Raw genomic sequence first — 14831 nt, 5'->3', positions numbered from 1 at the left:
TCTTTCCGCAGGATGATAGTAGGGTGACTGACATGTCTGATTATAATGATAAAAGTGTGATTTCAGCACTTCTTGCAGGCCATTGTGCCGATCCATTCTCCGTACTTGGCATGCACGCCACCGATGCCGGGCTGGAAGTACGCGCATTATTACCCGATGCCACCGACGTGTGGGTGATCGAACCGAAAACCGGACGCAAAGTCGGCAAGCTTGAGTGCCTCGACGTGCGCGGTTTCTTTAGCGGCGTTCTGCCGCGGCGAAAAAATGCTTTCCGCTATCAGCTGGCCGTGACCTGGCACGGTCAGCTCAATCTGATCGATGACCCTTACCGCTTTGGCCCGCTGCTGCAGGAGCTGGACGCCTGGCTGCTCTCCGAAGGCACCCACCTGCGGCCCTATGAAACCCTCGGCGCCCACGCCGATACGATGGACGGCATCACCGGCACCCGCTTCTCGGTGTGGGCGCCGAACGCCCGTCGGGTTTCCGTGGTCGGCCAGTTCAACTACTGGGACGGCCGCCGCCACCCCATGCGTCTGCGTAAGGAGTCGGGGATTTGGGAGCTGTTTATCCCCGGGGCGCAGAACGGCCAGCTGTATAAATTTGAGATGCTCGACGCGCACGGCCACCTGCGGGTGAAGTCCGACCCCTACGCCTTTGAAGCGCAGATGCGCCCGGATACCGCCTCGCTGATCTGCGGCCTGCCGGAGAAAGTCGCCCGGCCGCCGGAGCGCAGGCAGGCGAACCAGTTTGATGCGCCGGTTTCGATTTATGAGGTTCATCTGGGCTCCTGGCGCCGCCATACCGATAACAACTTCTGGCTGAGCTATCGCGAGCTGGCGGAGCAGCTGGTGCCTTATGCCAAATGGATGGGCTTTACCCATCTGGAGCTGCTGCCGGTTAACGAGCATCCGTTTGACGGCAGCTGGGGCTACCAGCCCACCGGGCTGTACGCGCCGACCCGCCGCTTTGGCACCCGGGAAGACTTCCGCTACTTCATTCACGCCGCGCACGCCGCGGGCCTCAACGTGATCCTCGACTGGGTGCCGGGCCACTTTCCCGCCGATGATTTTGCCCTCGCCGCGTTTGACGGCACCGCGCTGTATGAGCACAGCGACCCGCGCGAAGGCTATCACCAGGACTGGAATACCCTGATCTACAACTACGGCCGCCGGGAGGTCAGCAACTTCCTCGTGGGCAACGCCTTGTACTGGATTGAGCGCTTCGGCATTGACGCCCTGCGCGTCGATGCGGTGGCGTCGATGATCTATCGCGACTACAGCCGGAAAGAGGGCGAGTGGGTGCCGAACGAGTACGGCGGGCGGGAAAACCTCGAAGCGATTGAGTTTCTGCGTAACACCAACCGCGTGCTCGGCGAACAGACCCCCGGCGCGGTCACCATGGCCGAAGAGTCCACCGACTTTGCCGGGGTTTCGCGCCCCGCCTCGACGGGCGGGCTCGGCTTCTGGTTCAAATGGAACCTCGGCTGGATGCACGACACCCTCGACTACATGAAGCTCGATCCGGTTCACCGCCGTCATCATCACGACAAGATGACCTTCGGCATGCTCTACAACTACACCGAGAACTTCGTCCTGCCGCTGTCCCACGATGAGGTGGTGCACGGCAAAAAGTCGATTCTCGACCGCATGCCCGGCGACGCGTGGCAGAAGTTTGCCAACCTGCGCGCCTACTACGGCTGGCTGTTTGCCTTCCCCGGTAAAAAGCTGCTGTTTATGGGCAACGAGTTTGCCCAGGGGCGGGAGTGGAACCACGACGCCAGCCTCGACTGGCATCTGCTGGAAGGCGGCGACAACTGGCACCACGGCGTGCAGCGTCTGGTACGCGACCTGAACCATACCTATCGTCGGCATAAGGCGCTGCACGAGCTTGATTTTGACCGCTACGGCTTTGAATGGCTGGTCGTGGACGACCACGAGCGCTCGGTGTTTGTCTTCGTCCGTCGCGACAGGGCCGGGAATGAGATTATCGTCGCCAGCAACTTCACGCCGGTGCCGCGTCACGGCTATCGCTTCGGGATAAACCAGCCGGGGCGCTGGCGCGAAGAGCTGAATACCGACTCGATGTATTACCACGGCAGCAATACCGGCAACGGCGGAGCGGTGGCGAGCGAGGCTATCGCCAGCCACGGCCGCGAGCACTCGCTCGCGCTGACCCTGCCGCCGCTGGCAACCATCTGGCTGGTACGGGAATCTGCAGGCGAATAAACAACCGGATTAATTGCCATCCAATAATTACCCGAGGAGGCCGCTTCTGAATTTATTTACAGAAGAGTAATGCTTTTTCTTCATTATTTTCTTTGATGACTATTTATTTAATAGCAGGGCTTGATTATGAGTAAAATTGAATATACTGAAAACTTAATGCTGTCGCGCCAGTTACCGCTGAAATCCGTGGCTCTAATCCTCGCTGGCGGACGCGGCTCCCGATTAAAAGACCTGACCACTATTCGTGCCAAACCGGCGGTGCATTTTGGCGGTAAATTCCGAATTATTGATTTTGCTTTATCGAATTGTATTAACTCAGGCATAAGACGTATTGGCGTCATTACGCAATATCAGTCGCATTCCCTCGTGCAGCATATTCAGCGCGGCTGGGCATTCTTTAATGAAGAAATGAATGAGTTCGTGGATTTATTACCGGCGCAGCAGCGGGTGCATGGTGAAAACTGGTATCGCGGCACGGCGGATGCCGTGACGCAGAATCTGGATATTATTCGCCGTTATGATGCTGAATATGTCGTGATCCTGGCCGGCGATCATATCTATAAACAGGATTACTCGCGAATGCTGCTCGATCACGTTGAAAAAGGCGCGCGCTGCACCGTCGCCTGCCTGCCGGTGCCGGTAGAAGAGGCGACGGCGTTTGGCGTCATGGCGGTTGATGAAAACGACAGGATCATTGAATTTGTTGAAAAACCCGCTCATCCGCCCACCATGCCAGGCGATGAAACCCGCTCGCTTGCCAGCATGGGCATTTATATATTTGATGCGGAATATCTTTACCAGCTGCTGGAAGAAGACGATCGCGATGAACACTCCACCCATGATTTTGGCAAAGATATTATCCCCAGAATTACGGCGGCTGGTGAAGCCTATGCGCATCCGTTCCCGCGCTCCTGCGTGCAGTCAGATAATAATGCCGAACCCTACTGGCGCGATGTCGGAACCCTTGAGGCGTACTGGAAAGCCAACCTTGATTTAGCCTCGGTAGTACCTGAACTGGATGTTTATGATCGTAACTGGCCGATCCGGACTTATGTCGAATCGCTGCCCAGCGCCAAATTTGTTCAGGACCGTTCCGGCAGTCACGGCATGACCATGAATTCTCTGGTCTCCGGCGGCTGTATTATTTCCGGCTCGGTGGTGGTGCAATCGGTTCTATTTTCCAAAGTGCGGATTAACTCGTTTTGTAATATAGATTCGTCGGTTGTATTGCCGGGCGTGTGGATTGGCCGCTCCTGTCGGATAAGGCGCTGCGTAATCGACAGGGGATGCGTGATTCCGGAGGGCATGGTGATTGGCGAAAATGCCGTGGAGGATGCGCGACGCTTTTATCGATCGGAAGAGGGCATCGTTCTGGTCACCAGGGAAATGCTGGAAAAGCTCGAGCTATGAGCCCGTTTGCGGAAAAAACGCGTTCAGCGGCAGGAACGATATGCTCCTGCCGCGGGTCGTCCCTGTGGCTGAATAATAAGGAGCAGACATGCAGGTTTTACATGTAGGAGCGGAGATGTTCCCCCTGTTAAAAACGGGCGGGCTGGCCGACGTCACCGGCGCGCTCCCGGCGGCGCAAATTGCCGAGGGGCTGGATACCCGCGTACTGCTGCCCGGGTTTCCGGCGATCCGCAGCGGGATACAGGATCCGCAGGTGGTGGCCAGCAGGGAGACATTCGCCGGGCCGATGACGCTGCTGTTTGGCGACTTTAACGGCGTGGGCATCTATCTGATTGATGCCCCGCATCTCTATGACCGGCCGGGTAATCCTTATCATGACCAGAAGATGCAGGATTATCCCGATAACGTACTGCGTTTCGCGCTACTGAGCTGGGTCGCGGCCGAACTTGCCGGCGGTCTGGACCCGTTCTGGCGGCCTGAAATCGTCCACGCCCATGACTGGCACGCGGGTCTCACCCCGGCTTATCTGGCCACCCGCGGCAACCCGGCCAAATCGGTGTTTACGGTGCACAACATTGCCTATCAGGGGCTGTTCCAGGCCCGACATATGGCGGAGATCGCTCTGCCCTGGTCACTTTTTCAGATGCACGGAGTGGAGTTTAAAGGGCAGATCTCCTTCCTCAAGGCGGGCCTCTATTTCGCCGACCATATCACCACCGTCAGCCCGACCTATGCCCGTGAAATAACCGAACCGCAGTATGCGTTCGGTCTGGAAGAGCTGCTGCGGCAGCGTCAGCGGGAAGGGCGGCTGTCGGGGATCCTTAACGGCGTTGACGAAAGCGTTTGGGATCCGCGCAGCGATCCCATGCTGGCCGCTCATTACGGCCCGACCTCGCTGGCTGAGAAGGCGAAGAACAAGCAGCAGCTGCAGACGACGCTGGGGCTGAAGGCGGACGCCCGGGCGCTGCTGTTCACCGTCGTCAGCCGTCTGACCAGCCAGAAGGGGCTGGATCTGCTGCTTGGCGCGCTGCCGGGATTAGTTGAGCAGGGAGGGCAGCTGGCGCTTCTGGGCTCCGGGGATCCTGATTTGCAGGCCCGTTTTCTTGCCGCCGCGGCGCAGTACCCCGGGCAGGTGAGTATTCGGATCGGCTACGACGAGGCGCTGACGCATCAGCTGATTGGCGGCGCCGACGTCATCCTGGTGCCCAGCCGTTTTGAACCCTGCGGCCTGACCCAGCTTTATGGCCTGCGCTACGGCACGTTGCCGCTGGTTCGCCGCACCGGCGGACTGGCCGATACCGTCGCCGATTGCTCTCTCGAAAATCTCGCCGATGGCCTCGCGACCGGATTTGTGTTTGCCGACAGCGAGACCGAGTCGTTATCACGTGCTATCCGCCGGGCCTTTGTCCTGTGGTCACGTCCCTCGCTGTGGCGCTACGTGCAGCGGCAGGCGATGAGCATGGATTTTAGCTGGCAGATTGCCGCGAAGTCTTTCCAGCAGACTGTATCAGCGCATTATTTAAATATTACGGATAAGAAAAATGGAACCACGCATAAGTTATAATTCACCCAGGCTGAATGAAGAAGCGCTGCAGCATGCTATCGCTTATAAGCTCATGTTTATTCTTGGTAAAGATCCTGCACTTGCCAATAAGCATGAATGGCTCAACGCCACGCTGTTCGCCGTGCGCGATCGGCTGGTAGAGCGCTGGCTGCGGGCGCACCGGGCGCGGATCTCGCAGCAGGCACGGCAGGTTTACTATCTGTCGATGGAGTTTCTCATCGGCCGTACTCTCTCGAACGCCTTACTGTCGCTGGGCATCTATGAGGATGTAAAAACGGCGCTGGCAGGAATTGGGCTGGATCTGGAAGATCTGATTGACGAGGAGAACGATCCGGGCCTGGGCAACGGCGGTCTCGGTCGGCTGGCGGCCTGTTTTCTCGACTCCCTCGCCACGCTGGGGTTGCCGGGACGCGGCTACGGCATCCGCTACGACTATGGCATGTTCAAGCAAAACATCATCGACGGTCGGCAGATGGAGTCGCCGGACTACTGGCTGGAGTACGGTAACCCGTGGGAGTTCGAGCGCCATAAAACCCGCTATACCATCCGCTTTGGCGGACGCATTCAGCATGAGGGCAAAAACGCGCGCTGGCTGGAAACCGAAGAGATTATTGCGGTGGCCTACGATCAGATAATCCCGGGTTATGAAACCGATGCCACTAACACCCTGCGGCTGTGGAGCGCTCAGGCCAGCAGCGAAATTAACCTCGGCAAATTTAATCAGGGTGACTATTTCGCCGCCGTAGAGGATAAGAACCATTCCGAGAACGTCTCCCGGGTGCTCTATCCGGACGACTCGACCTATTCCGGGCGCGAGCTGCGTCTGCGGCAGGAGTATTTCCTCGTCTCGGCGACGGTGCAGGACATTCTCGCCCGCCATTACCATCTGTATCAAACCTATGACAACCTGGCGGATAAAATTGCTATCCACCTCAACGACACCCATCCGGTGCTGTCGATTCCGGAGCTGATGCGCCTGCTGATCGACGAACACAGCTTCAGCTGGGATGACGCTTTTGAGGTGACCTGCCAGGTCTTCTCCTACACCAACCATACTCTGATGAGCGAGGCGCTGGAGACCTGGCCGGTCGATATGCTGGGGAAAATTCTGCCGCGCCATTTGCAGATTATTTTCGAGATTAATGACTATTTTCTGAAAACCATGCAGGAGCACTATCCCGACGATATTGCCTTGCTGAGCCGGACCTCGATTATCGATGAGTCCAACGGCCGCCGCGTGCGGATGGCCTGGCTGGCGGTAGTGGTCAGCCACAAGGTTAACGGCGTGTCGGAGCTGCACTCCCGGCTGATGGTGGAGTCGCTGTTTGCCGATTTCGCCACTATCTTTCCGCGCCGCTTCACCAACGTCACCAACGGCGTCACCCCGCGCCGCTGGCTGGCCGCCGCGAATCCGGCGCTTTCCGCGGTTCTGGACCGCTATATCGGTCAGACCTGGCGTACGGATCTCAGCCAGCTGAGTGAGCTGGGCAAGTATCAGGATTATCCGCTGGTAAACCAGGCCATCAGCGAAGCCAAGCTGGCGAATAAGCAGCGGCTGGCCGACTATATCGCCCGCCAGCTGGGCGTGGTGGTCAATCCGAAGGCGCTGTTTGATGTACAAATTAAGCGTATTCACGAATACAAGCGCCAGCTGATGAACGTGCTGCAGACGATCGCCCGCTATAACCGCATCAAGGCGGACCCGCAGGCCGAATGGGTGCCGCGGGTGGTGATTTTCGCCGGCAAAGCCGCCTCCGCTTACCACACGGCAAAACAGATTATCCATCTGATTAACGACGTGGCCAAAGTCATCAACAATGATCCGCAGATTGGCGATCGACTTAAGGTGGTGTTCATCCCTAACTACAGCGTCAGCCTGGCGCAGATGATCATCCCGGCCGCAGACCTTTCTGAGCAGATTTCGCTGGCAGGGACCGAAGCCTCCGGGACCAGCAACATGAAATTCGCCCTCAACGGCGCGCTGACCATTGGCACCCTGGACGGCGCCAACGTTGAGATGCGGGAGCACGTGGGCGAGGAGAACATCTTTATCTTTGGTAATACCGCTGCCGAGGTCGAGGCGCTGCGCAGCAGCGGCTATCAGCCGCGCGATTACTACGAGCGGGATGAAGAGCTGCGCCAGGCGCTGACCCAGATGGGGACCGGGGCGTTCAGCCCGCAGGAGCCGGGCCGCTACCGCGGTCTGCTGGATTCGCTGATTAACTTCGGCGACCACTATCAGGTCCTGGCCGATTTCCGCAGCTACGTTGACTGCCAGGACCGGGTGGATGCGCTCTACCGAACCCCGGAAGAGTGGACCGCCAAAGCGATGCTCAACATTACCAACATGGGCTATTTCTCGTCGGATCGCACGGTGCAGGAGTACGCGAAAAAGATCTGGTATATCGACAAAACCCAGCTCTGAGCCATATTGACACGTCAGGAAAGGCCGGGGCGGGCATCAGGCGCCCGGCCAGCCTGACGGCGATCGAGGAAGGGAAGTGCAGGGACTTATTTGGCGATAAGTCCCTGTTCAGCCGACGCGGAGGGGCGGTTTGATGAATCGTTATGCCAGCGCCGGCTCCTGCGCTTTCGCCGCCTGCTGACGCTTGCGCTCCAGCTCCAGCGCGCCGCGATGGGACAGATAGCAGAACAGGATGCAGCAAATGACGCCGCCCATTAGCAGATAGAAACCGCCGTGCCAGCCCAGATTATCCACCATCACCCCGAACAGACTGGTGCCCAGCGAGGCGCCGAAGATATAGCTCATAAAACCGCGCAGACCGACGGCGGAACCGACCGCGAAGCTCGGCACGATCTCCATGGTCTGTACCGAAGCCAAAAATTGCGGCACGTAAATCAGGCAGCCGACAATGGCGGCAAAAATCGTGACCATAAACAGCGAGTCGCTTTTCCAGTAACCAAGCAGGCAGAAGAAGATTAGCGCCATGCAAATCATCGCCAGCGGCATTCGGCGGCCCTTAAAGACCTTATCAGACAGCCAGCCGGCCAGCAGGGTTGACGGGATGGCCGCCCATTCGAAAAACAGAAACGCGACGCTCATCTCCTCTTTGGAGAAGTGTTTCACCGACAGTAAGTAGATGGGCAGCCAGCTGATCATGCCGAAGCGCACCATATAGACGAAGACGTCGACCATCGACACATACCAGGCGTTTTTATTTTTCAGCACGTAGGTACAAAAAATCTGCCATGCGCTCATGTTTTCCGGCGCTTTTTCGACTTTACCGGTATTCAGCAGCACTTTCTCTTCCGGCAACATTTCGTCCAGAGCCGGCAGGCCTTCGCTGCGCGGCGAGCCTTTACCGAGAACCAGCACCACGAGCGCAAACAGTACCGCCACCGCGGCAGGGACGATATAGCTGGCGGTTTGCCAGTGCTCTGAACCCAGCAGCGCAAACGCGGTGCCGACGATAGGGGCGACAATTCCGCCGCCGACGTTATGCGAGATATTCCAGAACGCGCCGACGCGGCCGCGTTCGCGGCGTGGAAACCAGTTGGCGATGGTAATGAACGAGGGCCCCACGCCCATCCCCTGAAACAGCCCGTTGATCACCACCAGCACCACAAAAATCCAGAACGCGCTACTGAAACCCAGACCGACGTTAACAATGGCGCACATCACCAGGCCAAAGGCCATAAAGAGCTTCGGGCTGGCCTTATCCGCCAGGCTGCTCATCACCCCTTTGCTGATACCGTAGGCGATCAGCATACAGCTGCTGAGCATGCCTATCTGGGTGGCGCTGAGATCGAGCTGCTCTTTCAGATACGGCGTCGACAACGTGAAGTTATTCCGCACGATGTAGTAGGCGAGGTAGCCAAGAAACACGCTTAATAACGCCTGGAGACGATAGCGTTGGTAAGTGGGCCTTATTTGTTGCGCGGGAACCGGAGCCGCGGCGACTTTTTGTTTTAATAATGAAAACATGTTTAAGTACCTATATTAGATTATCGGTAGTGAATCATGGCGATCAAAATTGGCGATGTGGCATGCGCTATGGATTGTGGTGAAAATAAATCAACGACACAATCCAGGGAATTTGAGTCAGATTTGACTCAAATATAAAAATGGCTAGCCATTTTTTGACTCATATGTATTTTTGCCTTCGGCTTAGCATTCAGGGATAATTGCTCTGAGTTCAGCGCTGTGCCACATCCTTACGGTAAGCGGCCGGCACGCGTTAGTTTGACCATCTTAACAGTATGATTTTAATGAAGGTGCTAAACTATAATTCCTTTCCGGGGATTAAACAGAATATTGCCTTGCTCCGTGGTTTAATCGCGGCGTTATCTATAAATGAACTTTTTTGTCACAAACCAGGACGCGCTTTTATTTATTATTTTCCCTGTTTTATGAAAATGATCACAAAACGATTGCAGCGAAAAGGACGTAACATGGGTCAGCGGTCAAATAAACAGCAGCACGCTCTGGCTATCGTCGGTTTATTTCTCAGTCTGCTAACGGTATTTCCCGTACAGGCTAAAAATAGTGAGCTGGTGATTGCCACAACGTTTTCGCCCGATGCCACCGCCTATATCATCAGCCGCTGGCAAACTCAGCCGCAGTCGGTGATTATCCGCACCCTCAATCGCACCAGCGCCTCCCTGGAGCAGCTGTTGGATAGCGCCGGCGGGGAGAGTATCGATCTGGTGCTGACCTCTTCGCCGATGCTGCTGCAGCATCTGCAGGAACATCAACGTCTGGCGGCCTACCCGGATGCGCCGGCGCAGTCCCAGCAGCTGGTACCGGAATCAATTCGCAGCACCGCCGTTGCCGTGGCCATCTCCGGCTTTGGGCTGTTAATCAACCAGCGCAACCTCAGCGAACGTCATCTGCCGCTGCCCGCCAGTTGGGATGACCTGATGCAGGCTCGCTATCAGGGAACCCTGTTGATGAGCAGTCCTTCTCGTTCCGACACCAACCATCTGATGGTGGAGTCGCTGCTGCAGCAGGAGGGATGGCAGCGGGGGTGGGAAACCATATTGAGCGTGGCAGGGAACCTGATCACCATTTCCAGCCGCAGTTTTGGCGTGGCGGATAAAATTAAGAGCGGTTTGGGTTCGGTCGGTCCGGTCATCGATAACTATGCGAACCTGCTGCTCGACGATCCGAACCTGACGTTTCGCTATTTTCCCCACTCGGCCGCCTCGCCAACCTATGTGGCGCTGATCCGCCATAACCCGTATCCGACGGAGGCCCGACGCTTTATTCAGTTTCTGCTAAGCCCGGAAGGGCAACAGGCGCTGTCGGATACCAATACCGGGAAATACTCGATTATCCCCGACCCCGGCAACGGCCCACGTGCGCGGCAGCAGCATCAGTCTGCTGAGCGAACCCTCCCTCAATTATCAGCTGATCCTGCAGCGTCAGCGTCTGGTGCAAAAGCTGTTCGATACCGCCATCAGCTTTCGTATGTCCCAGCTGAAAGATGCCTGGCGCGCGTTGCACAACGCCGAAGCCCGGCTTAAGACGCCGCTGCCGGAGATCCGCGCCTTGCTGACCGCCATGCCGGTGAGTGCCCGGCAAAGCGGCGATCGGCGCTACCTCCAGCAGCTGGAGAATAAAGATCAGGCCGAGCAGCTGATGATGGAGTGGCAGCTGTTTTTTCAGGAGCAGCAGCGGCAAGCGATTGAGAAACTGGAGAACCTGAAATGAGGCTCCCCGGTTTTATTAAAAACCTGACCATTAGCGCCAGCCTGCGCGGCGCCTTCCTCACCGGGGCGCTGCTGACGCTGATTGTCAGCGGCGTCAGCCTGTACTCCTGGCACGAGCAAAGTTCGCAAATCCGCTATGCGCTGAATGACTATTTCCCGCGGATCCAAACCTCATTTCTGATTGAAAACAACCTCAATACCGTGGTCGATCAGCTCAACGAATTTTTGCTGGCGGCCAATACCACCTCGCGCCTGCAGCTGCGCAACCAGATCCTGCAGCACCTCGATCAAATCGCCACTCTCAGCCAGCGTCTCGACGCGCCGGAGCGCCGGCAAATCGAACTGACGCTGCGCGACAGCCGCCAGCTCCTCGCCAGGCTTGACCGTTCGCTGTACAACATGTTTATCGCTCGCGAGAAGGTCAACGAGACCACCGCGCGGATTAACTGGCTGCATGAAGATTTCACCACCGAGATGAACTCACTGGTGCAGGATTTTAGCTGGCAGCAGGGCGCGCTGCTCGATCAGCTGGAGGCCAAACCGGGGAGCGCCATTCCCCGGCTACAGGCCAATCTTCGGGCGGTGCAGGGGGAGCAGCAGCAGGTCTATACCCTGGCGCGTATTGAAAATCAGATTATCAGCGACCTGCGCGACCGCTTGACCGAGGTACAGTCCAGCACGGAGGGCAACGGCAATATTGAGGGGCACATTCGCTATCTGGCCTATTTGAAAAAAACCGCCGATGACAATATGCATCTGCTGGAAGGTTATCCCAGTACCATAACCCTGCGCCAGACCATCGATGAACTGCTCGATATCGGTATTGCCGAAAATAAAATGCCGGCGGCGATCCGTGAATATATTCAGGCGCAGGGCGCGCTATCGCAGGTGACGCAGGATAAAGAGACGACGCTGGCCCGTTTTCGCGCCCAGTTGGAGTCCCAGCTCAGCGATAGCCACGGCAAAATGCGCGCCTTTAATCAGCGCCTCGAACATACCATGTGGTTCAGCGGGAGCCTGATTCTGATCGCCACGCTGCTGGCGCTGATCCTCGCCTATTTACTCAACCACTATTTTATCCGCTCGCGGCTGGTTAAACGCTTTAACCAGCTTAACCAGACGGTGGTGCGTATCGGCTTAGGCGACGTTAACGCCGACATTCCGGTTTACGGCGAGGATGAACTGGGGCGCATTGGTAAACTCCTGCGTCACACCCTCGGCCAGTTAAATCAGCAGCGCCAGCTGCTGGAGAGGGAAATTACCGAGCGAAAACGGGTGGAAACGCATCTGCGCACCACCCAGGATGAACTGGTTCAGACCGCCAAGCTGGCGGTAGTAGGGCAGACCATGACCACCCTGGCGCACGAGATAAACCAGCCGCTCAACGCGCTGTCGATGTATCTCTACAGCGCGCGCAGCGCCATCAGAAACGGACAAGCGGATAACGCCGGCCAGACGCTGAGCAAGGCCGAGGGGCTGATTGGCCGCATTGACGCCATTATCCGCAATCTGCGGCAATTTACGCGGCGGCCGGAGGTTGATGCTCCCGCCAGCCCCGTCGATCTGCGCCATGCTTTTACCGCCGCCTGGGAGCTGTTATCCCTGCGTCATAAGCCGCTGCTCGGCTCGCTGCATCTGCCGCCAGGCGCCGCGCGGGTACAGGGAGACGAGGTGCGGATCCTGCAGGTGCTGGTCAACCTGCTGACCAACGCGCTGGATGCCGCGCAGGGCGTACCCGTCATTACGGTTGCATGGGGAGAGACAGACTGAAGGCTGGACGGTAACGATCGCGGATAACGGCTGCGGCTGGCCGCTGGAGCTGGCCGATTCGCTGCTCAAACCGTTTGTCACCAGCAAGCAGATGGGGTTGGGGATCGGCCTGTCGATCAGCGAATCCCTGATGCGGCAGATGGGCGGGCATTTACGGCTGGCGTCAACGCTGAGCCATCATGCCTGCGTTGTTTTGCATTTCTTACCAACGGATGTCAATCATGCTCACTCATCACCATAATATTCTGTTGATCGACGACGATAGCGACGTGCTGGATGCCTACACGCAGTCTGCTGACGGAGGCCGGTCATCGGGTTTATGCCTGTCGCGATCCGCTGATGGCGCAAGATCTGGTGAGCGAGGAGTGGGCGGGTATCGTGCTGAGCGATGTCTGTATGCCGCATTGTTCCGGGATCGATTTGCTGAAGATTCTGCTGAAACATGACCCTCATCTGCCGGTGATGCTGATTACCGGCCACGGCGACGTGCCGATGGCCGTCGAGGCCGTCAAAAAAGGGGCGTGGGATTTTTTGCAAAAACCGGTTAACCCGGAGCAGCTGTTAGGCCTGGTCGATAAGGCACTGGCCCAGCGCCAGACGCAGGTCGTGCGGCGACAGTGGCAAAAGGAGCAGCTGGAAGATAACCTGATCGGCCGTAGCGAATGGGTCATTCAGATGCGGCACACGCTCCGACAGACTGGCAGAAACCGATGTCGCGGTCTATTTCCATGGCGAACGAGGTACCGGGAGAACGCTGGCGGCGTGCTACATGCATCGCCTGAGTTCACGCCATGCGCAGCCGATTATCTTCGGCGACATCCTCGAAGATCAGGACCCGCCGCTCAATGAGTGGATAGGGCAAGCGCAGGGCGGGACGCTGGTCCTGCGCAATATCGAGTATCTACCCCAGGCGCAGCAGCATATGCTGGCGCATCTGCAGGGACAAGATGAGCCGCCATTTCGCCTGGTCGGCATCGGGCTACAGCCGCTGATTGTCATGGCCGGCAATAACCGCATTATCCCCGACTTATACTACTGTTTCGCCATGACCCAGCAGTATTGCCCGTCGCTGGCGCAGCGGCTTGACGATATCGAGCCGCTATTCCTGCACTATCTGCAACAGGCCTGCGTGCGCCTGAATAACCCTGTACCTGAGCTTCCGGCGGCGCTGGCTAAAAAACTGATCGCGCGGCCCTGGCCGAATAACGTCCGCGAGCTGGCCAATGCCGCCAAACTGTTTGCCGTCGGGGTGATGCCGCTGGCCGACATCCCGAACCCGATGCTGCACGCCGTTGAGCCCGTTCAGCTCGACCAGCGGGTCGAAGATTACGAGCGGCAGATTATCGTTGAGGCCCTGAATATCCACCAGGGTCGAATTAACGATGTCTCGGAGTATCTGCAGATCCCGCGCAAGAAACTCTATCTGCGGATGAAAAAGTTTGGTCTCAACAAACATCACTATCGTTAACGGGGCGGCGCGCTTTTCGCTCGCGGGAATAGATCGCGGGCCAGCGCTAACCGCGCCCGTCGCGGCGGGGGGCTCTCCAGAGGATGACAATTTCCGCACTCTATCAGGAGCGCTTTGCCGCCGGGCCCGAAAACTTGTTCCCGGCCGGGGATATGCTTTAATTATTCCGGGTGCGGTTGTCGCACGTGTTGAACCGAAAAGGAGTTCATGAAATGAAGAAAATCCTGATTGCTTCGCTGCTGTCCGTTATGGCGTTTTCCGCCTGTGCCGAGGAGTTTACGGTCAGCGATCTGGCGAAAAATAAGCAGACTCAGGCCCTGTTTACGCAGATGGCCCGGCATCAAACGCTGCCTGACTGGGTGGTAAAGGGCGGGACCTCATCGGCAACGCAGGAGGTGACGATCGGCGGCGTCCGTTACCAGGTTCTGCAATCATGTAAACCTCATGACTGCGCAGCGCAAAGTATTGCGGTGCTCTACTCGCCGGAGGCTAAAAAAATGGCCGGGGTACTCTCCTCCAGCGCTGAAAATGGCGCGGAGCAGCAGCTTCGCTGGCTGAATGTTCCCGATGAGCTGACGATCGATGGCAAAACGGTGCTTTTCGCCGCGCTGAGCGGCAGTCTGGATAACCACCCGCAGAGCTTTAACTTCAAATAAGTCGGTGCGATAGATCCGCTGCGCCGTCGCGATTTTCGGCCGCCATCGGATCTTTACCGCGATGC

General features: G+C 57.5%; 5 protein-coding genes and 4 pseudogenes. 8 read left to right on the top strand and 1 reads right to left on the bottom strand.

The genetic code is table 11. The annotated features are described in order from the left end of the window. Nucleotides 1-32 precede the first annotated feature (32 nt). The 4 genes and pseudogenes from glgB to glgP all read left to right on the top strand — a co-directional run bounded on the left by glgB (nt 33) and on the right by glgP (nt 7624). Complete coding sequence (glgB, locus tag ABOC21_RS12195) at nt 33-2225, top strand: 1,4-alpha-glucan branching enzyme (protein WP_426814736.1); 2193 nt, start codon at nt 33-35, stop codon at nt 2223-2225. A 126-nt stretch (nt 2226-2351) separates the two neighbouring features. After that, nucleotides 2352-3635 carry a glucose-1-phosphate adenylyltransferase gene (glgC, locus tag ABOC21_RS12190; protein ID WP_426814735.1) on the top strand — a complete coding sequence of 428 codons (1284 nt, stop codon included), beginning with the start codon at nt 2352-2354 and terminating at the stop codon, nt 3633-3635. A gap of 88 nt (nt 3636-3723) precedes the next feature. Continuing rightward, nucleotides 3724-5158, top strand: a pseudogene (glgA, locus tag ABOC21_RS12185) (glycogen synthase GlgA). An 18-nt stretch (nt 5159-5176) separates the two neighbouring features. Next, the gene (gene glgP / locus ABOC21_RS12180) at nt 5177-7624 is read left to right on the top strand and encodes a glycogen phosphorylase (RefSeq protein ID WP_426814734.1); all 2448 of its coding nucleotides are present in this window, start codon (nt 5177-5179) and stop codon (nt 7622-7624) included. A 141-nt stretch (nt 7625-7765) separates the two neighbouring features. Here glgP and pgtP read toward each other — a convergent pair whose 3' ends face one another. Next, complete coding sequence (gene pgtP, locus ABOC21_RS12175) at nt 7766-9145, bottom strand: phosphoglycerate transporter PgtP (RefSeq protein WP_426814733.1); 1380 nt, start codon at nt 9143-9145, stop codon at nt 7766-7768. 467 nt (nt 9146-9612) lie between these two features. Here pgtP and ABOC21_RS12170 point away from each other — a divergent pair. From ABOC21_RS12170 to ivy, 4 genes and pseudogenes are all read left to right on the top strand, one after another. Beyond that, nucleotides 9613-10873: pseudogene (locus ABOC21_RS12170) on the top strand (ABC transporter substrate-binding protein). Then, nucleotides 10870-12883: pseudogene (gene pgtB, locus ABOC21_RS12165) on the top strand (two-component system sensor histidine kinase PgtB). The pseudogenes ABOC21_RS12170 and pgtB overlap by 4 nt, the downstream one beginning before the upstream one ends. Then, nucleotides 12864-14110: pseudogene (pgtA, locus tag ABOC21_RS12160) on the top strand (two-component system response regulator PgtA). The pseudogenes pgtB and pgtA overlap by 20 nt, the downstream one beginning before the upstream one ends. A gap of 212 nt (nt 14111-14322) precedes the next feature. Next, on the top strand, nt 14323-14766 hold the full coding sequence (ivy, locus tag ABOC21_RS12155; RefSeq protein WP_426814732.1) for an Ivy family C-type lysozyme inhibitor: 444 nt from the start codon (nt 14323-14325) through the stop codon (nt 14764-14766). Nucleotides 14767-14831: the final 65 nt, after the last annotated feature.

The sequence above is a fragment of the Klebsiella sp. WOUb02 genome (genome assembly GCF_050058015.1).
Lineage (GTDB): Bacteria > Pseudomonadota > Gammaproteobacteria > Enterobacterales > Enterobacteriaceae > Klebsiella.
Note: the sequence above shows the minus strand (reverse complement) of the source record. Positions and strands in the feature narration are given on the sequence as shown.

Coding starts and splice junctions, on each gene's coding strand:
- glgB (WP_426814736.1), top strand. CDS start 33: ATGTCTGATTATAATGATAAAAGTGTGATTTCAGCACTTCTTGCAGGC.
- glgC (WP_426814735.1), top strand. CDS start 2,352: ATGAGTAAAATTGAATATACTGAAAACTTAATGCTGTCGCGCCAGTTA.
- glgP (WP_426814734.1), top strand. CDS start 5,177: ATGGAACCACGCATAAGTTATAATTCACCCAGGCTGAATGAAGAAGCG.
- pgtP (WP_426814733.1), bottom strand. CDS start 9,145: ATGTTTTCATTATTAAAACAAAAAGTCGCCGCGGCTCCGGTTCCCGCG.
- ivy (WP_426814732.1), top strand. CDS start 14,323: ATGAAGAAAATCCTGATTGCTTCGCTGCTGTCCGTTATGGCGTTTTCC.